The 23,531-nt window shown below is 62.2% G+C and carries 26 protein-coding genes; 12 read left to right on the top strand and 14 right to left on the bottom strand.

Annotation, left to right across the window (positions count from 1 at the left end; genetic code table 11):
* Positions 1 to 51: 51 nt before the first annotated feature.
* The 7 genes from coaA to hisB all read right to left on the bottom strand — a co-directional run bounded on the left by coaA (position 52) and on the right by hisB (position 4,765).
* Positions 52 to 1,008, bottom strand: a complete 957-nt coding sequence (gene coaA, locus IVA95_RS10025) for a type I pantothenate kinase (protein ID WP_213252575.1) — start codon at positions 1,006 to 1,008, stop codon at positions 52 to 54.
* 15 nt (positions 1,009 to 1,023) lie between these two features.
* Positions 1,024 to 1,347 carry a phosphoribosyl-ATP diphosphatase gene (locus tag IVA95_RS10020; RefSeq protein WP_213252577.1) on the bottom strand — a complete coding sequence of 108 codons (324 nt, stop codon included), beginning with the start codon at positions 1,345 to 1,347 and terminating at the stop codon, positions 1,024 to 1,026.
* 83 nt (positions 1,348 to 1,430) lie between these two features.
* Positions 1,431 to 2,207 (bottom strand): imidazole glycerol phosphate synthase subunit HisF, encoded by a 777-nt coding sequence (gene hisF, locus IVA95_RS10015; RefSeq protein WP_213252578.1) that lies wholly within the window; start codon positions 2,205 to 2,207, stop codon positions 1,431 to 1,433.
* Between the two features lie 10 nt (positions 2,208 to 2,217).
* Complete coding sequence (gene hisA / locus IVA95_RS10010; RefSeq protein WP_247510324.1) at positions 2,218 to 2,970, bottom strand: 1-(5-phosphoribosyl)-5-[(5-phosphoribosylamino)methylideneamino]imidazole-4-carboxamide isomerase; 753 nt, start codon at positions 2,968 to 2,970, stop codon at positions 2,218 to 2,220.
* On the bottom strand, positions 2,958 to 3,608 hold the full coding sequence (hisH, locus tag IVA95_RS10005; protein WP_247510323.1) for an imidazole glycerol phosphate synthase subunit HisH: 651 nt from the start codon (positions 3,606 to 3,608) through the stop codon (positions 2,958 to 2,960). The genes hisA and hisH overlap by 13 nt, the downstream gene beginning before the upstream one ends.
* Complete coding sequence (locus tag IVA95_RS10000; protein ID WP_247510322.1) at positions 3,605 to 4,138, bottom strand: DUF2628 domain-containing protein; 534 nt, start codon at positions 4,136 to 4,138, stop codon at positions 3,605 to 3,607. Before IVA95_RS10000 ends, hisH begins: the two co-directional genes overlap by 4 nt.
* 33 nt (positions 4,139 to 4,171) lie before the next feature.
* A complete protein-coding gene (gene hisB, locus IVA95_RS09995) occupies positions 4,172 to 4,765 on the bottom strand; it encodes an imidazoleglycerol-phosphate dehydratase HisB (RefSeq protein ID WP_213252582.1) in 594 nt (197 codons plus the stop codon).
* A 189-nt stretch (positions 4,766 to 4,954) separates the two neighbouring features.
* On the opposite strand from hisB, the gene hslV reads away from it, so the two are divergent.
* Genes hslV through hslU form a run of 4 tightly spaced genes read left to right on the top strand, consistent with a single transcriptional unit; the run spans position 4,955 to position 7,970 of the window.
* A complete protein-coding gene (hslV, locus tag IVA95_RS09990; RefSeq protein WP_247510321.1) occupies positions 4,955 to 5,506 on the top strand; it encodes an ATP-dependent protease subunit HslV in 552 nt (183 codons plus the stop codon).
* Between the two features lie 16 nt (positions 5,507 to 5,522).
* Entirely contained in the window at positions 5,523 to 6,008 is a 486-nt protein-coding gene (locus IVA95_RS09985; protein WP_247510320.1) for a GNAT family N-acetyltransferase, read from the top strand.
* Complete coding sequence (locus tag IVA95_RS09980; protein ID WP_247510319.1) at positions 6,005 to 6,616, top strand: DUF2585 domain-containing protein; 612 nt, start codon at positions 6,005 to 6,007, stop codon at positions 6,614 to 6,616. The genes IVA95_RS09985 and IVA95_RS09980 overlap by 4 nt, the downstream gene beginning before the upstream one ends.
* 52 nt (positions 6,617 to 6,668) lie before the next feature.
* Entirely contained in the window at positions 6,669 to 7,970 is a 1,302-nt protein-coding gene (gene hslU / locus IVA95_RS09975) for an ATP-dependent protease ATPase subunit HslU (RefSeq protein ID WP_213252587.1), read from the top strand.
* 54 nt (positions 7,971 to 8,024) lie between these two features.
* Here the strand turns inward: hslU and IVA95_RS09970 are convergent, their stop codons facing one another.
* Genes IVA95_RS09970 through IVA95_RS09960 form a run of 3 tightly spaced genes read right to left on the bottom strand, consistent with a single transcriptional unit; the run spans position 8,025 to position 10,883 of the window.
* Positions 8,025 to 8,621, bottom strand: coding sequence for a Smr/MutS family protein (locus IVA95_RS09970; protein ID WP_247510318.1), 597 nt, complete (start codon positions 8,619 to 8,621; stop codon positions 8,025 to 8,027).
* A complete protein-coding gene (locus IVA95_RS09965) occupies positions 8,618 to 10,291 on the bottom strand; it encodes an MltA domain-containing protein (RefSeq protein WP_247510317.1) in 1,674 nt (557 codons plus the stop codon). The genes IVA95_RS09970 and IVA95_RS09965 overlap by 4 nt, the downstream gene beginning before the upstream one ends.
* A complete protein-coding gene (locus IVA95_RS09960; RefSeq protein ID WP_213252591.1) occupies positions 10,182 to 10,883 on the bottom strand; it encodes a Tim44/TimA family putative adaptor protein in 702 nt (233 codons plus the stop codon). Before IVA95_RS09960 ends, IVA95_RS09965 begins: the two co-directional genes overlap by 110 nt.
* Positions 10,884 to 11,311: 428 nt before the next feature.
* Here IVA95_RS09960 and secB point away from each other — a divergent pair, with 428 nt between their 5' ends.
* Positions 11,312 to 11,800, top strand: coding sequence for a protein-export chaperone SecB (gene secB, locus IVA95_RS09955; protein ID WP_247510316.1), 489 nt, complete (start codon positions 11,312 to 11,314; stop codon positions 11,798 to 11,800).
* A gap of 23 nt (positions 11,801 to 11,823) precedes the next feature.
* On the opposite strand, the gene dnaQ is transcribed toward secB, so the two are convergent.
* From dnaQ to IVA95_RS09935, 4 genes are read right to left on the bottom strand one after another with little or no spacing between them, the layout of a single operon-like run.
* Positions 11,824 to 12,555, bottom strand: a complete 732-nt coding sequence (gene dnaQ, locus IVA95_RS09950) for a DNA polymerase III subunit epsilon (RefSeq protein ID WP_312018040.1) — start codon at positions 12,553 to 12,555, stop codon at positions 11,824 to 11,826.
* Entirely contained in the window at positions 12,555 to 13,154 is a 600-nt protein-coding gene (gene coaE / locus IVA95_RS09945) for a dephospho-CoA kinase (RefSeq protein WP_247510315.1), read from the bottom strand. The genes dnaQ and coaE overlap by 1 nt, the downstream gene beginning before the upstream one ends.
* A gap of 27 nt (positions 13,155 to 13,181) precedes the next feature.
* The gene (locus IVA95_RS09940; RefSeq protein ID WP_247510314.1) at positions 13,182 to 13,790 is read right to left on the bottom strand and encodes a Maf family protein; all 609 of its coding nucleotides are present in this window, start codon (positions 13,788 to 13,790) and stop codon (positions 13,182 to 13,184) included.
* A gap of 10 nt (positions 13,791 to 13,800) precedes the next feature.
* Positions 13,801 to 14,640: a pyruvate, water dikinase regulatory protein gene (locus IVA95_RS09935; RefSeq protein ID WP_247510313.1), complete on the bottom strand. Its 840-nt coding sequence runs from the start codon at positions 14,638 to 14,640 to the stop codon at positions 13,801 to 13,803.
* 445 nt (positions 14,641 to 15,085) lie between these two features.
* Here IVA95_RS09935 and hemJ point away from each other — a divergent pair, with 445 nt between their 5' ends.
* The 7 genes from hemJ to IVA95_RS09900 all read left to right on the top strand — a co-directional run bounded on the left by hemJ (position 15,086) and on the right by IVA95_RS09900 (position 23,419).
* The gene (hemJ, locus tag IVA95_RS09930; protein ID WP_247510312.1) at positions 15,086 to 15,532 is read left to right on the top strand and encodes a protoporphyrinogen oxidase HemJ; all 447 of its coding nucleotides are present in this window, start codon (positions 15,086 to 15,088) and stop codon (positions 15,530 to 15,532) included.
* A 256-nt stretch (positions 15,533 to 15,788) separates the two neighbouring features.
* Entirely contained in the window at positions 15,789 to 17,054 is a 1,266-nt protein-coding gene (rho, locus tag IVA95_RS09925) for a transcription termination factor Rho (RefSeq protein WP_057834504.1), read from the top strand.
* A gap of 292 nt (positions 17,055 to 17,346) precedes the next feature.
* Positions 17,347 to 18,684 (top strand): tRNA uridine-5-carboxymethylaminomethyl(34) synthesis GTPase MnmE, encoded by a 1,338-nt coding sequence (gene mnmE / locus IVA95_RS09920; RefSeq protein WP_247510311.1) that lies wholly within the window; start codon positions 17,347 to 17,349, stop codon positions 18,682 to 18,684.
* Positions 18,685 to 18,809: 125 nt separating this feature from the next.
* A complete protein-coding gene (gene mnmG, locus IVA95_RS09915) occupies positions 18,810 to 20,693 on the top strand; it encodes a tRNA uridine-5-carboxymethylaminomethyl(34) synthesis enzyme MnmG (RefSeq protein ID WP_247510310.1) in 1,884 nt (627 codons plus the stop codon).
* Between the two features lie 133 nt (positions 20,694 to 20,826).
* Positions 20,827 to 21,525, top strand: a complete 699-nt coding sequence (gene rsmG, locus IVA95_RS09910; RefSeq protein WP_247510309.1) for a 16S rRNA (guanine(527)-N(7))-methyltransferase RsmG — start codon at positions 20,827 to 20,829, stop codon at positions 21,523 to 21,525.
* Positions 21,522 to 22,373: a ParA family protein gene (locus tag IVA95_RS09905; protein WP_247510308.1), complete on the top strand. Its 852-nt coding sequence runs from the start codon at positions 21,522 to 21,524 to the stop codon at positions 22,371 to 22,373. The genes rsmG and IVA95_RS09905 overlap by 4 nt, the downstream gene beginning before the upstream one ends.
* 164 nt (positions 22,374 to 22,537) lie before the next feature.
* A complete protein-coding gene (locus IVA95_RS09900) occupies positions 22,538 to 23,419 on the top strand; it encodes a ParB/RepB/Spo0J family partition protein (protein WP_247510307.1) in 882 nt (293 codons plus the stop codon).
* Positions 23,420 to 23,531: the final 112 nt, after the last annotated feature.

The following is a 23,531-nucleotide window of genomic DNA, read 5'->3' as shown; positions in this document are numbered from 1 at the left end:
TCGGATAGATAGTGGGCACGGCGCAAGGGCGCATTTGCCCACCCTACGACACTACAGCCGCCGCAGCGCCACCGTCTCGACGAGGTGATCGGCGCGCTTTTTCAGGATCAGCGTCGCGCGCGGCCGGGTCGGCAAAATATTGTCCTCGAGATTGGCGAGGTTGGTGCGTTCCCAGATCGCGATCGCGGTCGCGGTGGCTTCCTCGTCGGAGAGCACCGCGTAGCGATGGAAGTAGGATTTGGGATCGTGGAACGCGGTGTCCCTGAGCGCAAGGAAACGGCGCACATACCATTCGCGCAGCACCGGCTCTTCGGCATCAATATAGACGGAGAAGTCGAAGAAGTCGGACACCACGGGCACCGCCTTGCCGTCGCGCGGCAGTCGGCCGGTCTGCAGCACGTTGACGCCCTCGACGATCAGGATGTCCGGGCGATCGACCTCGATCCACTCGTTCGGCACGATATCGTAGACCAGATGCGAATAGACCGGCGCGCGCACCGGCCGGCGGCCGGCCTTGATATCGGAAAGAAACGCCAGCAGCATCGGCAGGTCGTAGCTCTCGGGAAAGCCCTTCTTCTGCATCAACCCCTGCCGCTCGAGCACAGCATTGGGATACAGGAAGCCGTCTGTCGTCACCAGGTCGACCCTGGGCCGGGGCGACCAGCGCGCCAGCAGCGCCTGCAGCACGCGCGCGGTGGTCGATTTGCCGACCGCGACCGAACCGGCGACGCCGATGATGTAGGGCACCTTGCGGTCGCGGATGCCGAGGAACTGGCGCTGCGCCTGGTAGAGCCGGTGGGTCGCATCGACGTAAATCGACAACAGGCGCGACAGCGGCAGGTAGATGTCCTCGACCTCCTGCAGGTCGAGGCGATCGTGCATCGAGCGCAGCCGCTCGAATTCGCCCGGCTCCAGCGTCATCGGCGTGTCGTCGCGCAACCGCGCCCACTGCTCGCGCGTGAAGATGCGGTAGGGATTGTATTGTTGGTCGGGAGCCCGGATATCCATGCGCCGTCCTCTCGGTCAATCGCGCTTGCGCGACGCCTTCTCCTCAAGCCCGGACATCGACGTCCGCTGCGCCAGCGCGGCTTCGACCTCTTCGAGCTTCACGCCCCGCGACTTCAACAACACCAGCAAATGAAACAGCAGGTCGGCGCTTTCGGCAATCAGGTGGCTACGGTCGTTCTCGATCGCTGCGATCACGGTCTCGACCGCTTCCTCGCCCAGCTTCTTGGCGCAGTGCTCGGCGCCCCTGTCGAGCAATTTGCGGGTGTAGGACGCCTCTCCTCCCGATGCGGCCCGTGCATCGATGGTGGCGGCCAAATCGTGGATCGTGAAACGCGACATCAACCGAACTCAACACTCGCGCCCGACCAAAGTCCGGGTCGCCGTCCCGGACAAGGACTTAGCACTTTTGTGACATGGAGTCGTCAGGGATCGAGCCGCATCGGCAGCCCGGCGCGCACCATATGCTCCTTGGCTTGGCGTATGGTAAATTCGCCGAAGTGGAATATCGAGGCCGCCAGCACCGCGGTGGCGTGGCCCTGGCGGATGCCGTCGACAAGGTGGTCGAGATTGCCGACGCCGCCGGAGGCGATGACCGGTACGGGAACACTGTCGGCGACGGCCTGCGTCAGCGGCAGGTCGAAGCCCTGCCGCGTGCCGTCGCGGTCCATCGAGGTCAACAGGATCTCGCCGGCGCCGAGCGACACCACCTCCTGCGCGTATTCGATCGCGTCGATCCCGGTGGAGTTGCGCCCGCCATGGGTAAAAATCTCCCAGCGGTCCGAGCCGCCGCCGCGCTTGACCCGCTTGGCGTCGATCGCGACCACGATGCACTGCTCGCCGAATTTTTCCGCCGCCTGCTTGACGAATTCACGGTTAGAGACGGCGGCCGAGTTGATCGAGACCTTGTCGGCGCCGAAGCGCAGCAGCGTCTTGATATCCTCGATGGTGCGCACCCCGCCGCCGACCGTCAGCGGCATGAAACAGGCTTCCGCCGTGCGCCGCACCACATCCAGCATGGTGCCGCGGTTTTCGTGGGTGGCGGTGATGTCGAGGAAGCACAATTCGTCGGCGCCAGCGGCGTCATATGCAATCGCCGCCTCGACGGGATCGCCGGCGTCGCGCAGATCGACAAAATTGACGCCCTTGACCACCCGGCCGTCCTTGACGTCGAGACAGGGGATGACGCGGACCTTGAACATGCGAAATCTCCTAGGCCGCCGCGGCGCGCGCGTTGCGGATCAGCGTCAGGGCTGCGGCAGGATCGAGCCGGCCGTCATAGAGCGCGCGGCCGGCAATGGCGCCGGCGAGCTTTTTGGCGCGCGGCTCGAGCAGCGCCTTGACGTCCTCGATGGAAGCAAACCCGCCGGATGCGATCACGGGAATGGAAATGCGTTCTGCGAGCGCAATCGTGGCATCGAGGTTGAGGCCTTTCAACAAGCCGTCGCGCGCGATATCGGTGAAGATGATGGCCGCGACGCCGGCATCCTCGAACCGCTGCGCGATTTCGAGCGCAGTCACCTGCGAGGTCTCGGCCCAGCCTTCCACTGCAACCTTGCCGTCGCGCGCATCGAGTCCTACCGCGACGCGGCCGGGGAATTTTTTTGCCGCGCTCTTCACGAGTTCCGGATCGCGCACCGCCGCCGTGCCGATAATCACGCGCGCAATGCCCTTGTCGAGCCAGGCATCCACAGTCTTGAGATCACGGATGCCGCCGCCGAGCTGCACCGGCATGGTGACCGCCTTGAGCATCGCCTCGACCGCCCGCGCGTTCATCGGCTTGCCGGCAAAGGCACCGTCGAGATCTACGACGTGGAGATATTCAAACCCTTGCTCGGCAAAAGCGCGCGCCTGCGCCGCGGGATCGAGGTTGAACACGGTCGCGCGCGCCATGTCTCCCTGCTCGAGGCGCACGCATTGGCCGTTTTTCAGGTCGACGGCAGGAAAGAGGATCACGGCTTCCACTTCAAAAAGTTCGAGATCAGGGCCAGACCAAAACGCTGGCTCTTCTCGGGGTGAAACTGCGTGCCGATGGCGGTGTCCTTGCCGACGATCGCGGTCACCGGCCCGCCGTAATCGGCGCGTGCCAGCACGTCCGCTTCGTTCGACGCGTTGAGGTGATACGAATGCACGAAATAGGCATGGCGGCCCTTCGGCCCGAGCGGCAGGCGCTCCAGCACCGGGTGCTCGCGGATAGGGTCGAGCGTGTTCCAGCCCATGTGCGGAATTTTAAGATTTTCCTCGCGCGGGGAAATCTTCTCGACGTCGCCCTCGATCCAGTTGAAACCGTTGGTCGTGACGTGCTCCTTGCCGCGCGTCGCCATCAACTGCATGCCGACGCAGATCCCGAAGAACGGCCGCGCCTTGACGCGAACCGCTTCGGTCATGGCTTCCAGCATACCGTCCACGGCGTCGAGACCGCGGCGGCAATCGGCGAAGGCGCCGACGCCGGGCAGCACGATGCGATCGGCGCGGTACACGGTATCAGGATCGCGCGTCACCATGACCTTCTGCGGCTCTTCCATGCCCCGCGAGGCGCGCTCGAAGGCCTTTGCCGCCGAGTGAAGATTGCCGGAGCCGTAATCGATGATCGCAACGGTCATCGTGGCCCTCCCGGCTCCGGAAACAAACCGATGATTCCGCCTTGCGGCAACGGCGGCGGCGGTTTGGAGAACGACTGGCCCGGAATGTTGCGGGTTGGCGGCGGTGCGCCGCGATCGATCGCGTATTGGTCATTGGTGAAGCCACGCTGCCTAGCAGCCCAGCGCTCGAAGAAGCGGCGCTCAGCCGCTTCCTGGTCGTCGGCGACGACGACGTCTAGCTGGCGCCATTTGCGCCGAGATAGTGTCCAGCGCCGCAGGCTCGCCGCTTCGAGCCCCATCAGAATGGCGATCAGGACGTCAACGATGAAGATCGTGCCGCGGCTAGCGCCGAGCGCCGACATCCCGAGGTGGATCGCAATTATCAGAATGATCCAGCCGATCAATGCCAGCCAAAGCCGATGCCAAAGCAGCCAAATCACGCTCGCAACCGCAGCCCAGAAATGGAAGCCGTCGCGAACGAAGACGAATTTATCGGCTGCCGCCAAGTCGGCGCCGTCACCCACGGGGGCATGCACTGTATAAACCCGCATCGTAGCTCTCCGGCCGCGAGACGCGAACGAGAATCAGCCGCCGAGCTGACCCTTGGTGGAAGGCACTTCGCCCGCCGCGCGCGGATCGATCGCAACAGCGGCACGGAGCGCCCTCGCCAGACCCTTGAAACAGGATTCGGCGATATGATGGCTGTTCTCGCCATATAGGGTCTCGACGTGCAAAGTCACGCCGGCGTTGATGGTGAAGGCGTTGAACCATTCGCGCACCAGCTCGGTGTCGAACTGACCGACCTTGTCGCGCGGAAAATCGACCTTGAACACCAGCACCGGCCGGCCCGAAATATCGATCACGACGCGCGACAGCGTTTCGTCCATCGGCATGTGGATCGAGGCATAGCGCGTGATGCCGGCCATCGTGCCGAGCGCCTGCTTGACGGCCTGGCCCAGCGCGATGCCGACGTCCTCGGTGGTGTGGTGGTGGTCGACATGGAGATCGCCATCGGCCTTCACCGTGATATCGATGCGGGAATGCCGGGCCAGGAGATCGAGCATATGATCGAAAAAGCCGATGCCGGTCGAAACCTCGGACACGCCCGTGCCGTCGAGGTTTACCGCGACCTCGATGTCGGTTTCCTTGGTCTTGCGCTTGATGGACGCTGTGCGCATGAAAACTGCTTCCTTGGGCCTCTTGGGGCCGAAAACGCGGCTCTTTTAACAGGCGGATATCACCTTCGCTACTGCGGGATGACGTTTGAAGGGCTGAACTTCGGCCCATGGTGACCGGATTCGGGGTGAAACGGCGCGATTGTAACCCCTCCCCTCAACCCCTAAATCTGACGGGAACGAGGGCAATTCATGCAAGCATCTGAAAACAACCTGCCGATCTGGCACGGCACCACGATTTTGACGGTCCGCAAGGGCGGCAAGGTGGTAATCGGCGGCGATGGCCAGGTCTCGATCGGCCAGACCGTTATCAAGGCCAACGCCAAAAAGGTCCGGAAAATCGGCAAGGGCGACGTGATCGGCGGCTTCGCCGGGGCCACCGCCGACGCCTTTACCCTGTTCGAGCGGCTGGAGGGCAAGCTCGAGCAATATCCGGGGCAATTGACCCGGGCAGCCGTCGAACTCGCCAAGGACTGGCGGACCGACCGCTATCTGCGCCGCCTGGAGGCGATGATGATCGTCGCCGACAAGGACGTCTCGCTGGTCCTGACCGGGACCGGCGACGTGCTGGAGCCGGAAGCGGGCGTGATGGCGATCGGCTCTGGAGGCAATTATGCGCTGGCCGCCGCCCGCGCGCTCGTTGACACCGACAAGGACGCCGAAACCATCGTGCGCCGCGCGCTCGATATCGCCGCCGACATCTGCGTCTACACCAACCGGAACGTCACGATCGAAACGCTCTGAGGGGAGCCGCCGGTCCATGGCGCCCGAATATCTCTTCCGCCCGATGGTTGTGGCCGACCTGCCGTTGATCCGGCAGTGGCTCGCGCGGCCGCATGTGCGCGAATGGTGGGGCGATCCCTCTGAGCAATATGAACTGGTCAGCGGCGATCTCGATGAACCGGCGATGGATCAGTTCATCGTCTCGGCGGGAAGTAACGATTTCGGCTACCTGCAGTGCTATGAGCTGACGGCGTGGAATTCGGGCTTTGGCGAACATCCGCGCGGCACCCGCGGCATCGACCTTTTCATCGGCGAGCCGGGCATGATCGGGCGTGGCCATGGTTCGGCGTTCATCCGGGCCTTCGTCGAGGACCGGTTGAGGCGCGGCGCGCCACGCATCGTCACTGATCCCGATCCGGACAACGCCCGGGCTGTACGTGCCTATGCGAAGGCGGGCTTTGAAAAAGCTGGTATGGTCGATACTCCTGATGGTCCCGCCCTATTGATGGTCCGCAACGTATGACCTCCACCAGCAGTCTCGACAACGCTCCGGTCATCCGTGTGCTTTCGCCGTGGCATTGGACGTTGATCGCAGCCGCCATCCTCGCAGCGCAAGCTGCCATCCTGTACGGGATGGGGCGCCTGCCGATCTGTGCCTGCGGTTACGTCAAGCTCTGGCATGGCGTCGTGCTGAGTTCGGAAAACTCCCAGCACATCGCCGACTGGTATTCGTTATCGCATATCCTGCACGGTTTTTTGTTCTACGGCGCGGCCTTCCTCGCATTCCCGCGCTTGGCCTGGCAGGGCCGCCTGATACTCGCCATCCTGGTCGAAGGCGGCTGGGAACTGGTCGAGAATTCCGACTGGATCATCAACCGCTACCGCGCCGGCACGATCTCGCTGGATTACTTCGGCGATACCATCATCAATTCGATCTCCGATATGCTCTTCATGATCGGTGGCTTTCTGCTGGCGAGGAAACTTCCCGTGGCAGTCACCGTCGCTCTTGCGATGTTGTTCGAGCTGGTGATGACGCTCCATATTCGCGACAATCTGACGCTCAACATTATCATGCTGATTCACCCCTTCGAGACGATCAAGCTGTGGCAGGGTGGCCCGCCGATCATTTAGCAGCCTCGCGTACCCGCTTGCTCTCGCAACATTGGACACCTACCTAGGACCTATGACCGACTTTTCTCCCCGTGAAATCGTCTCCGAACTCGACCGCTTCATCGTCGGCCAAGCCGACGCCAAGCGCGCGGTATCGATCGCGCTGCGCAATCGCTGGCGACGGCTGAAGCTCACCGGCAATTTGCGCGAAGAAGTGCTGCCGAAAAACATCCTGATGATCGGGCCGACCGGCGTCGGCAAGACCGAGATCGCGCGGCGGCTGGCAAAGCTCGCCGGCGCGCCTTTCATCAAAGTCGAAGCCACGAAATTCACCGAAGTCGGTTATGTCGGCCGCGACGTCGAGCAGATCATCCGCGACCTCGTCGAGGTCGCAATCGTGCAGGTGCGCGAGCGCAAGCGCAAGGATGTGCAGGCCCGCGCGCAACTTGCCGCCGAGGAACGCGTGCTGGACGCGCTGGTCGGACCGGCCTCCAGCCCGGCAACCCGCGATTCCTTCCGCAAGAAACTGCGCGCCGGCGAGCTCAACGACAAGGAAATCGAGATCGAGACTCAATCCTCGGGCGGCATGCCGATGTTTGAGATTCCGGGGATGCCGGGCGCGCAGATGGGCGCGATCTCGATCGGCGACATTTTTGGCAAACTTGGTGGGCGAACCAAGACCCGCCGGCTGACGGTTGAAGGCTCGCACGAGATTCTCGTCAACGAAGAGTCCGACAAGCTGCTTGATAATGATCAGCTCGTGCTGGAAGCGATCGCGGCGGTCGAGAACAACGGCATCGTGTTCCTCGACGAGATCGACAAGATCTGCGTGCGCGAAAACCGTCTTGGCGGCGACGTCTCGCGCGAAGGCGTGCAGCGTGACCTGCTGCCGCTGATCGAAGGAACGACCGTCACGACCAAGCACGGCGCGGTCAAGACCGACCACATCCTGTTCATCGCCTCGGGCGCGTTTCATATCGCCAAGCCCTCGGATCTGTTGCCGGAATTGCAGGGCCGCCTGCCGATCCGCGTCGAACTGGAAGCACTGACCCGCGACGACATGCGCCGCATCCTGACCGAGCCGGAAGCGTCGCTGATCAAGCAATATGTCGCACTGATGCAGACAGAGGGCGTGACGCTCGATATCACCGATGGCGCGATCGATGCGCTGGCAGATATCGCCGTCGCCGTCAATTCGACGGTCGAAAACATCGGCGCGCGGCGGCTGCAGACAGTGATGGAACGCGTGCTCGACGAGATTTCATTCGCCGCGCCGGACCGCCATGGCGAGACCATCAAGGTCGATGCCGACTATGTGCAGAAGCATATCGGCGACCTCGCCAAGAACTCGGATCTGAGCCGGTTTATTTTGTAGCCGGCAACGTCCGCCGTTCGGGGCAAGCTTTCGCTGCAAAACGCTCAAGCGAGATTAGAAACGCGCCCGTCGCACCCGCACATACAGGGCACCCTCGCCACCATGGCCGATATGAGCTTCCTCGAAACCGACCACCAGCGCGCGGAATTCCGGTAGTCCAAGCCATTGCGGCACCTGACGGCGCAGCACACCGCGCTCGGAATCAGCACCCACCTTGCCCTTGCCGGTGATGACGAGCACGAAGCTCAGCCCGTCATGATGGGCGCGCTGCAGGAAGCCGAACAGCGCGCGATGCGCGCGTGTCTGCGTCATGCCGTGCAGGTCGAGCCTTGCGTCGATCTCCTTGCGACCACGTGACAGATGCGACCGCTCGCGACGGCCGATCGGCGCCAGCGGCGGGGGTTCCGGCTTTGAAGGCGCAACCATTCGCGACGGCGCCACATGCCTCGGTGAAGCGGCGGGTTTCGGAGCGATTTTGTGCTCGGTTTCCGCTGGAGCAGCCGACGGCTTCGGGACGCGGTGCCGCTTGCGCAACGGCTTGACCTGCTTGGCGACGCTCTCCCACAGCGCGCGCTCCTCTTCACTCAGGCCGCGCTTGCGGCGCGGCGGCTCCGGCAGGTCGGGAATCAAACTCGGCGACCGGCGTTTCATCGATGATGGCGATATCGGCGCAGATGACGCGGCTGCGGCTTTGCCGAAACCGCTTCAACGTTCGGCCGCGGTTCTGGAAGCGGTACTGGCTCTGCTACGGCAGCCTGGACGGCCGGAGCTGGCGAGGGCCCGGTTGCAGACGATGTCGTCGCCTGCATCGCGGGCTTGGCGTTGGTCGCCGCCGTAACATCGGATGGCTTTCCGGCATTCTTCGGATCCTTCAACGGATCGGTTTGCGGGAACAGTTTTGCGATCGTCTCCGACGGCCGCTCGTCCGGCACCGGCATCTTGCGGCCACGCGCCACCGGATCAAGGCTCTTCGGCACCAGGATCACGAAGCGGGCATTGTGGCGGAGGCGGCCGGACACCTTGCCGGCGTCGAGGCCGGCGCCGAAGTAGAGATCGGCGCGCGCGGGACCGACGATGGCGGAGCCGGTGTCCTGCGCAATCATCAGGCGGCGAAACGGTGTCTTCGATCGCTCCGATTCGATCGGCAGCTCGCCCTCGATGAAAAAAGGCGTGCCATAGACATGCAGTGATTTGTCGACCGCGATCGACCGACCCGGCGTCAACGGCACGCCCTGGGCGCCGACCGCCTCGTCCTTATCGGAAAGCTGCACCTCGCGGAAGAAGACGTAGGACTTGTTCTGCCGCCGCAGCTCGTCGGCCTCGTTGGGATTCTGCTCCATCCAGTCCCGGATCTTCTGCATCGACATCTGATCCTTGGGGATGATGTTGCGCTCAATCAGGATGCGGCCGACCGGCGTATAGGGGAAGCCGTTGTGTGCATCGTAATTGATGCGAAGGGTAGAGCCGTCGTCGAGGCTGACCCGCGCCGAGCCCTGGATCTGCGAGAACAGCAGGTCGGTCTGGTCCTTCAGCCAGCAGATTTCGAGGCCGCGGCCGGCAATCGCGCCATCCTCTATTTCGGCGCGATCGTAGTAAGGCACCAGCTTGCGGCGGCCGATCTTGCGAAACACCTGGCCCTTGTTCGGCAGGCCGGCCGAGCTCTGTGTGGTCCCACGAACGAACAGGTTCGACGGCCGGCGATAGACCGGCACTTTGTAGACCTCGTTCTCGGTCCGTGAGCCGTCGACGATGGGTTCGTAATAGCCGGTAACAAAGCCCTCGCCTTCGCCAAGCCGCGAAATGCGCAAGGGAAGAAAGTGCTCCTCGAAGAAGGCCCTCGCCTTCACGCCATCGGATAGTTCGAGGCCTCTGGCGATGCGGCAGGGATCGCGGAGCGACGCGCCGAGTGCCTTTGGATCGGCGGGCGGCTTTTGCTGCGCCGCTATCGGCCTGCAGCTCGTGCGAAATGCCTTGTAGGCGGCGAGATGATCGTCCTCTCTCCAGCCCGCGATCTCGGACCAGGCGACCGGCGCATATTGGCCGCCGCTAATCTGAAACGGGAATTCGAGCGGTGGGTATGGCAGATGGCGGACGGGCTGCGGATGCGAAGGCTTTTGCGAACGCGAATGGCGCACTGCTGCGGCATCCGATGGTGCGATCGAGCACGCCAAAGCGAGCACGCCCAACGCAAGCCCCGCGAGGCTTCGCGTCTTAGCCCGCGCTTCCGGTGCCAACCAGCTTCCAGTTCGGATCGCGAGAACTCGTATCGCGGGCGAAAGTCCAGACATCGGTGATATCGGCGACCTTATCGGGGTTGCCATCGACAATGGCGCCGGTCTTGTCGCGTGTCACCGAAATCATCTGCGACACGAAGCGAACCGTCAGTTGCGCCGCGCGGTCGCGGGCTTCCGCACTCACCAGCTCGGCCTTGTCGATCGAAACAAACCGCGTTTCGGTTTTCTGCTCGTGCTTCTCGCGATCCTTTATCACGGCCTCGAAGCTCTCATAGACTTCGCTCGACAAGAGATCCTTCAGCGCTCGGCGGTCGCCATTGGCGAAGGCCAGCACGATCATCTCGTAGGCGCTGCGAGCGCCGGAGAGAAAGTGTCGGGGATCGAATGAGGAGTCCTGGGCGGTAATGGCGTCAAGGCCTGCGGCGAGCGGCGTGCCCGGCTCGGCAATGCCTTTCCAGCGATCGGCCGGCGCAATATCGGCATTCGGCGCCAGTGGCGCCTGATCAATGACGGTGCCCGGCATGGGAACGACGTTGTTGTCCTGCGTACGCTGCACGACGTTGGGAGCGGCGCGATCATAGGGCGGTCGTTCGCTCCCGGTGCGCTGTCCGAGGACGCTGCGCAGGCGCAGGAAGATGAAGACCGCCAGCGCCAGGAAGATGATGGTGTAAATATCCACGTCGTATTCGCTTTCTGGTTCCAACGCCGGCAACGGGCCCGGCGGTCGAGCGTTCCCTGGTGAGAAGCTCTCTTATGAGATTTCCCTGAGAACGGCAGAGATTACATCACCGATCGAGACTGCAGCATGTAGGCATGAAACTGCGCCCGGCCAATGGCGCGTTTTGGCGCGGGCTAATTGTAGCGCGTTTTGGTGGCGAGGGGAAACCCGATCGTGGCCGGAAATCACGCGCATTCAATTATTTAGGGCACATTTCGCGCGGCTGGCGGGGCGGTATTAGGCATATCCGCCACAATTGGCGGCCGCGCAGGTCTGCCGCCGAGCCGTCGTCCTTGTGGAGTGAGCCGGGGCTATGATAGCCACTCGCCCGGAAAACGCATTCTCAGACGAACCCGGGCCGCGCTCGCGAGCGCTTCAGGAGAGATTTCATGACCAACGGCAACGGCGCGCCTCCCGAACAGGCCCCTCCCCAGCTCAACGTGCTGGCCCAGTACACCAAGGACCTGTCGTTCGAGAATCCGAACGCGCCCTCCTCGCTGCAGCCGCAACAGCAGCAGCCGGCAATCAACATTCAGATTAATGTTTCGGCGAATAATCTCGCGCAAAACGAGTTCGAAGTGACGCTCTCGATCGAGGGCAAGGCTGAAAATGCCGGCAAGGTGATGTTCAGCTTCGAACTCGCCTATGCGGGCGTGTTCCGCATCGTCAACGTGCCGCAGGAACAGCTTCATCCGCTAGTCATGATCGAATGCCCGCGGCTGTTGTTCCCGTTCGCGCGCGAGATCATCGCAACCGCGGTACGCGACGGTGGCTTCCCGCCCTTGATGCTCGATCCCGTCGATTTCGTCGGCCTGTACCGCCAGAATATGGAACGGCAGGCTGCGGCGCAGGCCGCTTCCGGCGCGAAGCCGAGCTAAAACAAGCGGCGGCTCGTCCGCCGCTAGACCGCTGCCGGTAGAAAATCGTTCCAGATCGGCTTGTCGCCCAATGTAGCGATAAAGGCGCGATGGGCCTCGCGCTCTTCGTCGGTGATTCGCGGCGCCAGCGGTATTTCGCGCTGCCGGCGTGGCGTATCACCGATTCCGCTGGTTACCGTGATGCGGGTTTCCGACGCCAGAATCAGTTGCGACTGCCGCGCTCCTATCAGGTCGATATAGACCTCGGCCAATAGCTCGGCGTCGAGCAGCGCGCCGTGCTTGGTGCGGCGGGAATTGTCGATCGCATAGCGCGAGCAGAGATCGTCCAGCCGGTTCGACACGCCGGGATGCTTGCGGCGCGCCAATAGCAGCGTGTCCACCAACCGATCGCGCAAGATCGGCTGCCGCTTGATGCGGTCAAGCTCGGCATTGATGAAGCTGATGTCGAACGAGGCGTTGTGGATCACCAGCGGCGCGTCGCCGATGAACTCCAGGAACTCCTCGACCACTTCGGTGAACAGCGGCTTGCTCGCAAGGAACTCGGTCGACAGGCCGTGCACGGCAAAGGCTTCGGCCGGCATGTCGCGCTCGGGATTGATGTAGCGGTGAAACGTCTGTCCCGTCGGCATGCGGTTGAAAATCTCGATGCAGCCGATTTCGACCAGCCGATCACCGCGCAGCGGATCGAGGCCTGTGGTTTCGGTATCGAGAACGATTTCGCGCATGGATGTGAGAGACCGAAAGCTTCGGCGAATCAGGTTCGCCGTAGCGGCATCTTAACCACCTCGGCCAGAATGTCGCGGATCCGTGCGCGCACCGGGTCCAGCCCATGCGAGGTATCCACCACGAAATCCGCGCGCTTGCGCTTTTCGGCATCGGGCAACTGCCGCGCCAGAATGGCGTCGAGCGCCTCCGATGTCATGGTGCCGCGCGCCAAAATTCGCTCGCGCTGGGTTTTCGGATCGGTCGTGACCACGACCACCGCATCGACGCGTTTCTCGCCGCCGGTTTCGAACAACAGCGGGATGTCCATCACGACAACCGGCGCGCCGGACCGCTCGGCCTCATCGAGGAATTTCTGGCGGGACGCGCCGAGCATTGGGTGAACGATCTGCTCGAGCTGCTTTATGGCAGCAGGGTCATGCACCACTTTGGCGGACAATTTGGCGCGATCGACCTTGCCCTCCACCGTCGTGCCGGGAAACGCGGCTTCGATCGCGGGCGCCGCCTCGCCTTCATAAATTTTGTGAACGGCTGCGTCGGCGTCGTAAACCGGCACGCCCGCCTCGGTGAACAGTTTTGCGGTGGTGGATTTCCCCATCCCGATCGAGCCGGTGAGTCCCAGAATCCGCATCAGATCGCCGTTACCAAAGTAATGATTCTACACATTGAGCAAACCCTCGCCGCGCAGGAACGCCAGTAGCGGCAACAGCGGCAGGCCGAGAATGGTGAAATGGTCCCCTTCGATCCGTTCGAACAGATGCACCCCTAGCCCTTCAAGCTGATAAGCGCCGACGCTGGTGGTGACCGCCTGCCCGGCCTGATCCAGGTAGGCTTCGATCTCGCTCTCGCCCAAGCGCCGCATCGTCATTCTGGCAATGCTCACGTCGGAAAACACTATCTTGCCGTCACGGGCAACCGCAACGGCGGAGTGCAGCTCGTGCGTCTGGCCGGCGAGCAGCCGCAATTGATCTGCGGCCTGTGCGCGGCCAGCCGGCTTGCTGAACAGCCGGTTTCCCAAAGCCAGCGTCTGATCGGCGCCGACAACGTAACGTCCGGGATTTTTCAAGGATACGAACCACGCCTTCTCGCGCGCCAAGAGGCCGGCGATTTCACCGGGTGCGGAAAGGCCTGAGTTCTTCTGCACGGATCGTTCGTCAATATCGGCAGGAACGGCGTCGAACGAAATGCCGGCATTGGCAAGCAGCATCTGCCGCGCGCGGCTTTGCGAGGCGAGAATCAGCGGATATTGTCCACGCCATATGGTCATCTCGGCTGCGTCACTCGGCAAGCCGCTGCCGCTGTCGATCGGTGAACAATTTTAGCACCGCCGCCGCGGTTTCCTCGATCGAACGCCGTGTCACGTCGAGCTGCGCCCAACTGAATCTGGCGCTCAGCTTTCGAGCATAGGCTACTTCATCGGCCACCGCCTGACGATCGATGTAATCGTCGTTGGGGGTATCGGCGCCCATGCTCAGCAAGCGATTTTGCCGGACCTGGATCAACCGTTCCGGCGTCGCATGAAGGCTGACGACCAACGGCTTTTTCAGTGTCTCCAGTTGGTGCGGCAGCGGAATGCCCGGGACCAGCGGCACGTTCGCGGTACGGACGCCGCGGTTGGCGAGATAGATCGACGTCGGCGTCTTCGAGGTGCGTGATACGCCGACGAGTACGACATCCGCCTCTTCCAGGCCTTCGACGTGCTGCCCGTCGTCATGCATCATGGTGTAGTTCAAGGCGTCGATGCGCTTGAAATACTCCGCGTTCAGAACGTGCTGGGCGCCTACCCTGCCCGTCGTCGCCGCGCCCAAATAAGCCTCGAACAACTGCATCACCGGACCAATGATGGAGAGGCTCGGTATGTTGATGTCTCTGCACTTGGCTTCCAGCCGGGCGACCAGATCCTTTTCCAGCAACGTAAAGAGCACGATGCCCGGTGCTTCCTCGATCTCGTCGAGCACGCGGTCGAGCTGCTTTTGGCTACGCACCAACGGATAGACATGTTCGACCGCGGTCACGTTGGCATATTGCGCGGCGACCGCGCGCGCCACCGTGATCAGCGTTTCGCCGGTCGAGTCCGAGACCAGATGAAGATGAAAATAGTTGCCGGTCGTGGGCACCAGAACCCCTGTGTATTCCTGTGAATCCTGTGGAGTTTAACCGAGATATCGGGCCCTGGATCGGCGCCTCCGGGAAAACCCTTGATTTCTTCACAGGGCCTCACGCGAGGACAAGTCCACCGCCTCGCGACCATGATAGTGAGAAGATGTGGATTTGTCTCTTGATAAGCTGACCACAAAACATCGCAAGCGATTGATGCACGTGGTGTTATCTGGATGATCCAGTGTTCGATCCGAATTAGTGATGGATGTGAACAAGCCTCGCAAAGAAACTGGACGGTTTTGTATGAGTCCAAATCACCGTCACTTAGACTCAAACCTAAGATTCTAAAATTATTAGTTTAGAGAAGCGGTGCTTTGCGGATATGTCTTGCGTCCCATGCTGGCGGAGTTTCTTCGCAACGCGTGAGAAGATCGGAACGTTCCGGGGATCAGGGCGGCTGCAATGTACGAGTGGATCACGATCACGGCCTACCCGTGGATCAAGGCGCTGCATGTGATTGCCGTCATCTCGTGGATGGCCGGCATGCTCTATCTGCCGCGGCTGTTTGTCTATCATTGCGAAGCCGAGGTCGGATCGAAGCAGTCCGAAACCTTCAAGGTGATGGAATGGCGCCTGCTGAAGGTGATCATCAACCCCGCGATGGCCATCACTTGGCTGGCCGGGCTCTATATGGCCTGGAGCGGACATTGGTACACGTCCGGCTGGTTTCACGCCAAACTGACGCTGGTGCTCATCCTGTCGGGTCTCCACGGCTTTTTTTCCCGCTGGGTTAAGGATTTCGCCGCCGACCGGAATACCAGAAGCCAGAGATTCTATCGTATTATCAATGAGGTACCGACCATTCTGATGATCTTTATCGTCATCCTGGTGATCGTGAAGCCGTTCTAGGCGCCTTTTCGTGGGTCGGTCGGTTTCTCACCTGCTTGCGAAGCGGCGGCCGATTTTCTATATTATCGAAATCCCACCCCACGCAGGCGGATGTGGCTGCGTTCCGGCTCCTTCAACGGACCGGCCGCCGCATCAGGTTTGAAGCCTCACCGGCGCTTTCCTTGCTTAGACCTGCGGACCTTCCATTTTTCGTGTCCGGCTTTTCCCAAAGCCAGCTTCGCACCCTTCTTAAAATACACTCCACAGGACCACCCCAATGCGGGAAATGAAACTCCAAGACCTCAAATCGAAAACGCCGGCCGAACTCGTCACGTTCGCCGAAGAGAGCGGGGTCGAGAACGCCAGCACCATGCGCAAGCAGGAGCTGATGTTCGCCATTCTCAAGCAGCTCGCGATTCAGGAAATCGACATTATCGGCGAAGGCGTCGTCGAGGTTCTCTCCGACGGCTTCGGCTTCCTGCGCTCGCCCGACGCTAACTACCTGCCCGGCCCCGACGATATCTACGTCTCGCCCTCGCAGATCCGCCGCTTCGGTCTTCGCACCGGCGACACCATCGAAGGCCATATCCGCAGCCCGAAGGAAGGCGAACGCTACTTCGCGCTGTTGAAGGTCAACACGCTTAATTTCGAAGATCCGGAAAAATCGAAGCACAAGGTCAATTTCGACAATTTGACGCCGCTGTTTCCGGATCAGCGCTTCCGTCTCGAGCTCGAAGACCCGACGCGAAAAGACCTTTCCGCAAGGGTGATCGATATCGTCGCCCCGATCGGCAAGGGCCAGCGCGCCCTGATCGTGGCGCCGCCGCGCACCGGCAAAACCGTGCTGATGCAGAACATCGCGCACTCCATCACGGCCAATCATCCGGAGTGTTATCTGATCGTGCTTCTGATCGACGAGCGTCCGGAAGAAGTCACGGACATGCAGCGCTCGGTGAAGGGCGAGGTGGTGTCGTCGACGTTCGACGAGCCGGCGGTGCGCCACGTCCAGGTCGCCGAGATGGTGATCGAGAAAGCCAAGCGCCTGGTCGAGCACGGCCGCGACGTGGTCATTCTCCTCGACTCGATCACGCGTCTGGGCCGCGCCTACAACACCGTGGTGCCGTCATCCGGTAAGGTGCTGACCGGCGGTGTCGATGCCAACGCGTTGCAGCGGCCGAAGCGATTCTTCGGCGCGGCGCGCAACATCGAGGAGGGCGGTTCGCTCACGATCATTGCGACCGCGCTGGTCGACACCGGCAGCCGCATGGACGAAGTCATCTTCGAAGAATTCAAGGGCACCGGTAACTCCGAACTGATCCTCGACCGTAAGGTCTCGGACAAGCGGACCTTCCCGGCGATCGACATCTCGCGCTCCGGCACCCGCAAGGAAGAGCTGATCACCGATCCGCAGCTCCTGAAGAAGATGTACGTGCTGCGCCGGATCCTCAATCCGATGGGCACCATGGACGCGATCGACTTCCTGCTCGACAAGCTTCGCAACACCAAGAACAACTCCGAGTTCTTCGACTCCATGAATACCTGAGCCATCAATCAGGCCAAGGGAAGGGCGCCTCGCACCGTGGGGCGCCCTTTTTGCTGCGGTCGTTGCTGCGGTGCGAATGCAGCATGGGAAATCGGTCTTAGCGGTTGGTTAACCATTTAAAGCATTGAATTTTATATAGTTTGTATAGGTCCGGGCGCTGGGTGAGGGCGCCTCGCCAGATGTTGCAGCATTCCTGCCGCATCCGTCCGCAGCAGGCGAGCGGTATGGCTCGCGCGTTCAAGCCCCAAATTGAATGGCGTTGCCTTTTCAAAACCACCCGCACAAATAGGCCATGCATCCGCGGGATCAGACCATTTTTGCACTGTCGTCGGGCCGGCCACCGAGCGCGATTGCCCTGGTACGCGTTTCGGGTCCGCAGGCCGGGAAGGTCGTGACGGCACTGGTCGGCAAATTGCCGGCGCCGCGAATGGCCACGCGAGCGCTCCTCCATGATGTCGGCCAGCAGCCGATCGACGATGCGGTGGTGTTGTGGTTTCCGGGTCCCGCCAGTGCGACCGGAGAAGACGTCGCGGAATTTCACGTCCATGGCGGGCGCGCGGTGCTGGCTGCTTTGTTCGCGGCGCTGTCCGCATTCGAAAACGTTCGACCGGCCGAGCCCGGCGAATTTACCCGGCGTGCTTTCGAGAACGGCAAGCTCGATCTGACTGAGGCGGAAGGCCTAGACGATCTCATCCATGCCGATACCGATCGGCAGCGGCGCCAGGCGCTGCGCCAATTGAAGGGATTGCTCGGCGACAGAGCACGCGACTGGCGCGCACGGATCATCGAAGCATCTGCGTTGATCGAGGCCGGGATCGATTTCTCAGACGAGGGCGACATACCGGCAGAATTGATCGCGCCGGCGTTGGCGAAGGTCGAAGCGCTGTTGGCCGAGATCGAGGAGGTTCTGGCGGGGCAGGGGCGGAGTGAGCGGCTTCGCGATGGGCTCATCGTGGCAATCGCCGGACCGCCGAATGTCGGCAAGTCGACGCTGATGAATCAGCTCGCGCGCCGGGAGGTCGCGATCGTCTCGCCGCACGCCGGCACCACGCGCGATATCATTGAGGTGCAGCTCGATCTCGATGGCTATCCGGTAACCGTTATCGATACCGCCGGGATTCGAGAGACGGACGATCCGGTCGAGCAGGAGGGGGTTCGTCGCGCCCGGGCCCGCGCTGCGGATGCGGATCTTGTGCTGTGGCTTGCCGACTCGCCGAGGGCAGCGATCGACCACGATTGGGATGCGCCAGTTTGGCGCGTGCGAAACAAAATCGATCTCGAGGATGCGACTCGGCCATTGGCCGAGGCCGAGAAACCAGGCCAACGAAGTTTCCAGATTTCGGCGAGCCGGGGCGACGGGCTGCCGGAGTTGATTGGCGCTCTGGTCGGTTTCGCCCAAAGTTACTTTGGCAGCAGCGAGGCGGGCCTGATCGGACGGACGCGGCAGCGGAAGCTATTGGAAGATGCCGCCGTGGCGTTGCGCCGTTGCTTGGCGGTGGTTGGGCAGGGTGAGGAACTGGCGGCCGAAGAATTGCGCGTTGCAGCCCATTCGTTCGGACGGCTCTTGGGGCGTGTGGATGTCGAAGACATCCTCGACGTCATTTTCCGGGAGTTCTGCGTAGGCAAGTGACACTTCTCTGCCCGTCTGTTTCACGTGAAACGATTGCCCGGTTCCGGCATGTTTCACGTGAAACATCCACGCCCTTGTCAATCGAGCTCTTCCGCGTTTTCCAACTCCGCGTTAGAAGTCGGCCCATGATTTTCCAAGCAGAGTCCTTCGACGTCATTGTTATTGGCGGCGGCCACGCCGGCTGCGAGGCCGCGAGCGCGGCCGCGCGGATGGGTGCGAAGACTGCCTTGGTGACCCATCGTTTTGTGACCATCGGGGCGATGTCCTGCAATCCCGCGATCGGCGGCCTCGGCAAGGGCCATCTGGTGCGCGAAGTCGATGCTCTCGATGGCCTGATGGGCCGGGTGGCCGACGCTGGCGGGATCCAGTTTCGGATGCTGAATCGCCGCAAGGGTCCGGCCGTCCGCGGACCCCGCGCCCAAGCAGATCGCAAGCTTTATGCTGCGGCCATGCAGTTTGCGATCCGCGAGACCGCCAATCTCAGCGTGATCGAGGGCGAGGCGGACGAGTTGATCGTCTCGAACGGCAGGGTCTCCGGAATTCACTTGGTCGAAGGAAGGCAGCTTTCGGCAGGCGCTGTGGTTATCACGACCGGGACCTTTTTGCGCGGGCTCATCCATCTCGGCGAAAAGAATTGGCCGGCGGGTAGGGTCGGGGAGGCGCCTGCGATGGGGCTGTCGGCCTCGTTCGAGCGCGCTGGCTTTACACTTGGGCGGTTGAAGACCGGCACGCCGCCGCGGCTCGATGGCACGACCATCGACTGGTCAGCGGTTGAAATGCAGCCTGGCGACGATCCGCCGGAGCCGTTCTCTGTCATGACCGGTCGGATCACGACGCCGCAGATCCAGTGCGGGATAACCCGGACGACCCCGGTCACCCATGAGGTGATCCGGGCCAATGTGCATCGCTCGCCGATGTATTCCGGGCAGATCAAGAGCAGCGGCCCGCGCTATTGTCCCTCGATCGAGGACAAGATTGTCCGGTTCGGCGATCGCGATGGTCACCAGATCTTCCTGGAGCCGGAGGGGCTCGACGACCCCACGGTCTACCCCAACGGCATCTCGACCTCGCTACCGGAAGAAGTCCAGCTCGCGATCCTCGCGACCATTCCCGGGCTTGAACGGGTGAAGATGGTCCGGCCGGGTTACGCCATCGAATACGACCACGTCGATCCGCGCGAGCTGGAGCCGACGCTGCAGACCAAGCGCCTGCCGGGTCTTTTCCTGGCCGGGCAGATCAACGGGACGACCGGTTACGAAGAGGCTGCGGCCCAGGGAATCGTTGCCGGTCTGAACGCTGCGCTGATGGCGGGCGGCGCCGGTCCGATCGTGTTCGATCGCGCTGACGGTTATCTCGGGGTGATGATTGATGACCTCGTGACCCGCGGCATCACCGAGCCATATCGGATGTTTACCTCGCGCGCCGAATACCGCCTGACGCTCCGAGCCGACAATGCGGACCAGCGTCTGACGGACAAGGGTATTGCCTTGGGCTGCGTAGGGCAGGCACGCTCGCATCACCATCGCGACAAGATGGCAGCGCTGGATACGGCCAAGGCTTTGGCCAAGTCACTGACGATCACTCCGAACGAAGCGGCCAGGCATGGCCTTGCGCTCAACCGGGACGGACAGCGCCGCTCGGCTTTCGAGTTGCTGGCCTATCCGGAGATCGAGTGGACGACCGTGCGCGGTATCTGGCCGGAGCTCTCGGGTATTGATCCTGCCATCGCTGGGCACCTTGAGATCGACGCCAAATATGATGTCTATCTCAAGCGCCAGACCGCCGATGTCGATGCCTTCCGGAGAGATGAGGGGTTGGTCTTGACCGGCATCGATTATGCGAACGTGCCCGGGCTTTCCAATGAAGCGCGCTCCAAGCTGAAAGCGGCGCAGCCGCGGACAGTAGGGCAGGCGGGTCGGCTCGACGGTCTGACGCCGGCGGCCCTGGGTATCTTGGCGGCCTATCTGCGTCGCGAGGCGCGGCGGAAAAGCGCGAAGGCGCTAGCGTAAAGAATCTGTTTCACGTGAAACGTCGATGTAGGATGGGTAAAGCGGAGCGATACCCATAGCCGGATGCTCCGGCAATTGATGAGTATCCCTACGCTCCATCCATCCCGCGATTGCCGCGTTCAGCGAGATCATGATGGCGAAGGCCGCCGCTCCCAGCTTCTCTCAAGCCCTGCCCTCCGATAAGGCCGCAGCCCTGGCCCGCACCCCCGTTTCACGTGAAACAGAGGTGCGGCTAAATCACTACGTCGAGCTTCTCATCGAATGGCAGGCCAAAACAAATCTCGTGGCGCCGTCGACACTTCCGAATCTCTGGACGCGGCACATCTCCGATTCGCTGCAACTCCTCAATCTAGCGCCGGCCGCAAAGACCTGGGTGGATCTCGGCAGCGGTGGAGGCTTTCCTGGCGTGGTGCTCGCCTGCGCGTTGGCCGAGACTCCGGGCGCCAACGTCCATTTGGTCGAGCGCAACGCCAAAAAGGCGGCCTTTCTGCGCGAGGCAGTCCGCGTGACATCCGCTGCTGCGACCGTGCATTTGGCGGGAATCGGGGATATTGTGGATAGAATCGGTGGCCGCGTCGATTGCGTCACCGCGCGGGCGCTGGCTCCGTTACATCAGCTTGTCGGTTTCGCGGAGCCGTTTGTGAGAGAAGGCGCAAAAGCTTTGTTTCTCAAGGGTCAAGATGTAGAGGCCGAATTGACCGAGACCACCAAATATTGGAATATTGAACCGCGATTCCATTCCAGCCGAACGGGCGGGCACGGCTGGATCGTCGAACTCGATCGCATCGAGCGGCGCAACCCCTCCGCGATCACACATGGCGATCGGGCATGACCGAATTAGATGAATTATATCAAGAGAATAGGGAACCAACTCCGCCGCCTCATCCACGCATCCTGTCGCTCGCCAACCAGAAGGGCGGCGTCGGGAAGACTACCACAGCGATCAATCTCGGCACTGCACTCGCCGCGATTGGCGAGCGTGTGCTGATCGTCGACCTCGATCCGCAGGGCAACGCCTCGACGGGCCTCGGCATCGATCGCCGCAACCGCAACTGCTCGACCTACGACGTGCTGATCGGTGAAGCGCCGTTGCGCGATGCCGTGGTTGCCACCGCGGTGCCGCGGCTGCACATCGCCTCCTCGACAATGGATCTGTCGGGGCTCGAACTCGAACTCGGCGCCACGCCGGGCCGCGCGTTCCGGCTGCGCGACGCGATCGCGGCGCTGAACAAGAACGCCGCGCCCGACACCGACTACACCTATGTGCTGATCGATTGCCCGCCGTCGCTCAATCTTCTCACCGTCAACGCAATGGCGGCGTCGGACGCGATCCTGGTGCCGCTGCAGTGTGAGTTCTTCGCGCTGGAAGGTCTGTCGCAATTGCTGCAGACGGTGGAGCAGGTGCGCTCGACGCTCAATCCGAACCTGTCGATCCACGGCATCGTGCTGACAATGTTCGACTCGCGCAACAATTTGTCAAACCAGGTGGTCGCCGACGTCAGGCAGTTCATGGGCTCCAAGGTCTACGACACCATGATCCCGCGCAACGTCCGCATCTCCGAGGCGCCGTCCTACGGCAAGCCGGTCTTGGTCTACGACCTCAAATGCGTCGGCAGCGAAGCGTATCTCAAGCTTGCAACGGAAGTGATCCAGCGCGAGCGCGAGCTGAGGACGCATTGAAGGATCGTAGGGTGGGCAAAGCGCAGCGTGCCCACCAGTGTTTCCGTGGGTGGACGATGGTGGGCACGGCGCAAACGCGCCTTTGCCCACCCTACGATTTCACCCAACCGAGCAATCGAATTCTGTAGTGGAGTAGCCAAGTGAATCCTAGGGAGTTGGCGGCGATGGCCGACGAAACGCGTTCGCGACTGGGTCGCGGTCTCGCAAGTCTGATCGGGGATGTCGGCGGCGAGGCCGCGCATGTCGAACGGCCGCGCAACCAGCGCAAGGTGCCGATCGAATTCTTGAAACCAAATCCGCGCAACCCGCGCCGGACGTTTTCCGATGCCGAACTCGGCGAGCTCGCTTCCTCTGTCAAGCAGCACGGCGTAATCCAGCCGATCGTGGTGCGGCCGGTGAAAGGGGCGCAGGACCGCTACGAGATCATCGCCGGCGAACGGCGCTGGCGCGCCGCGCAACTCGCCAGCCTGCATGAGGTGCCGATCGTCCCCATCGACGTCAGCGACAGCGACGCGCTCGAGATCATGATCGTCGAGAACGTGCAGCGCGAAGACCTCAATGCGATGGAAGAGGCGCAAGGCTATCACGCGCTGGCCGACGAATTCAAACGCAGCCAGGAAGACATCGCCAAGGAAGTCGGCAAGAGCCGCAGCCACGTAGCCAACATGATGCGGCTGACGAAACTGCCGACGGAAGTGCAGGCCCTTATCGCGAGCGGCGAATTGTCGGCCGGTCACGCCCGCGCGCTGATCAGCGTGCCCGATCCGCTGGCGGCCGCCAAGCGCATCGTCGCCGAAGGCCTCAACGTGCGTCAGACCGAGGCGCTCGCCCATGAAGAGGGCGTGCCGGAGCGCAAGCCGCAGAAGGCGAGGGGCGGCGGCAAGACCAAGGATCCCGACACCATCGCATTGGAGAAGCGCGTCAGCGACGCGCTCGGGCTCACCGTGACCGTCAACCACCGCGACCCCGGCGGCTCCGTCCAGATCAGCTACCGCAACCTCGAGCAACTCGATGAGGTGATGCGAAGACTGGAGAGGGGCGGCTGATAGGGTCCCTCTACGTCATGTATGGACGGCCCCCTCTCGGCAAGGGCTTTTTGGTGCTTCGGCAACGGATCGGGGAGCGGTCATGTATACGGCCTCGAGAAGCGGCCATTGA

It is taken from the genome of Bradyrhizobium sp. 157 (assembly GCF_023073815.1).
In the GTDB taxonomy this organism is placed as follows: Bacteria; Pseudomonadota; Alphaproteobacteria; order Rhizobiales; family Xanthobacteraceae; genus Bradyrhizobium.
This window is presented reverse-complemented; position numbering and strand designations above follow the sequence as displayed.

What these genes read in the sequence shown, in the direction of transcription:
- coaA (WP_213252575.1), bottom strand. Translation starts at nt 1,008, where the DNA reads ATGGATATCCGGGCTCCCGACCAACAATACAATCCCTACCGCATCTTC.
- IVA95_RS10020 (WP_213252577.1), bottom strand. Translation starts at nt 1,347, where the DNA reads ATGTCGCGTTTCACGATCCACGATTTGGCCGCCACCATCGATGCACGG.
- hisF (WP_213252578.1), bottom strand. Translation starts at nt 2,207, where the DNA reads ATGTTCAAGGTCCGCGTCATCCCCTGTCTCGACGTCAAGGACGGCCGG.
- hisH (WP_247510323.1), bottom strand. Translation starts at nt 3,608, where the DNA reads ATGACCGTTGCGATCATCGATTACGGCTCCGGCAATCTTCACTCGGCG.
- IVA95_RS10000 (WP_247510322.1), bottom strand. Translation starts at nt 4,138, where the DNA reads ATGCGGGTTTATACAGTGCATGCCCCCGTGGGTGACGGCGCCGACTTG.
- hisB (WP_213252582.1), bottom strand. Translation starts at nt 4,765, where the DNA reads ATGCGCACAGCGTCCATCAAGCGCAAGACCAAGGAAACCGACATCGAG.
- hslV (WP_247510321.1), top strand. Translation starts at nt 4,955, where the DNA reads ATGCAAGCATCTGAAAACAACCTGCCGATCTGGCACGGCACCACGATT.
- IVA95_RS09985 (WP_247510320.1), top strand. Translation starts at nt 5,523, where the DNA reads ATGGCGCCCGAATATCTCTTCCGCCCGATGGTTGTGGCCGACCTGCCG.
- IVA95_RS09980 (WP_247510319.1), top strand. Translation starts at nt 6,005, where the DNA reads ATGACCTCCACCAGCAGTCTCGACAACGCTCCGGTCATCCGTGTGCTT.
- hslU (WP_213252587.1), top strand. Translation starts at nt 6,669, where the DNA reads ATGACCGACTTTTCTCCCCGTGAAATCGTCTCCGAACTCGACCGCTTC.
- IVA95_RS09970 (WP_247510318.1), bottom strand. Translation starts at nt 8,621, where the DNA reads ATGAAACGCCGGTCGCCGAGTTTGATTCCCGACCTGCCGGAGCCGCCG.
- IVA95_RS09965 (WP_247510317.1), bottom strand. Translation starts at nt 10,291, where the DNA reads ATGGCAACCCCGATAAGGTCGCCGATATCACCGATGTCTGGACTTTCG.
- secB (WP_247510316.1), top strand. Translation starts at nt 11,312, where the DNA reads ATGACCAACGGCAACGGCGCGCCTCCCGAACAGGCCCCTCCCCAGCTC.
- coaE (WP_247510315.1), bottom strand. Translation starts at nt 13,154, where the DNA reads ATGCGGATTCTGGGACTCACCGGCTCGATCGGGATGGGGAAATCCACC.
- IVA95_RS09940 (WP_247510314.1), bottom strand. Translation starts at nt 13,790, where the DNA reads ATGACCATATGGCGTGGACAATATCCGCTGATTCTCGCCTCGCAAAGC.
- hemJ (WP_247510312.1), top strand. Translation starts at nt 15,086, where the DNA reads ATGTACGAGTGGATCACGATCACGGCCTACCCGTGGATCAAGGCGCTG.
- rho (WP_057834504.1), top strand. Translation starts at nt 15,789, where the DNA reads ATGCGGGAAATGAAACTCCAAGACCTCAAATCGAAAACGCCGGCCGAA.
- mnmE (WP_247510311.1), top strand. Translation starts at nt 17,347, where the DNA reads ATGCATCCGCGGGATCAGACCATTTTTGCACTGTCGTCGGGCCGGCCA.
- mnmG (WP_247510310.1), top strand. Translation starts at nt 18,810, where the DNA reads ATGATTTTCCAAGCAGAGTCCTTCGACGTCATTGTTATTGGCGGCGGC.
- rsmG (WP_247510309.1), top strand. Translation starts at nt 20,827, where the DNA reads ATGGCGAAGGCCGCCGCTCCCAGCTTCTCTCAAGCCCTGCCCTCCGAT.
- IVA95_RS09905 (WP_247510308.1), top strand. Translation starts at nt 21,522, where the DNA reads ATGACCGAATTAGATGAATTATATCAAGAGAATAGGGAACCAACTCCG.
- IVA95_RS09900 (WP_247510307.1), top strand. Translation starts at nt 22,538, where the DNA reads ATGGCCGACGAAACGCGTTCGCGACTGGGTCGCGGTCTCGCAAGTCTG.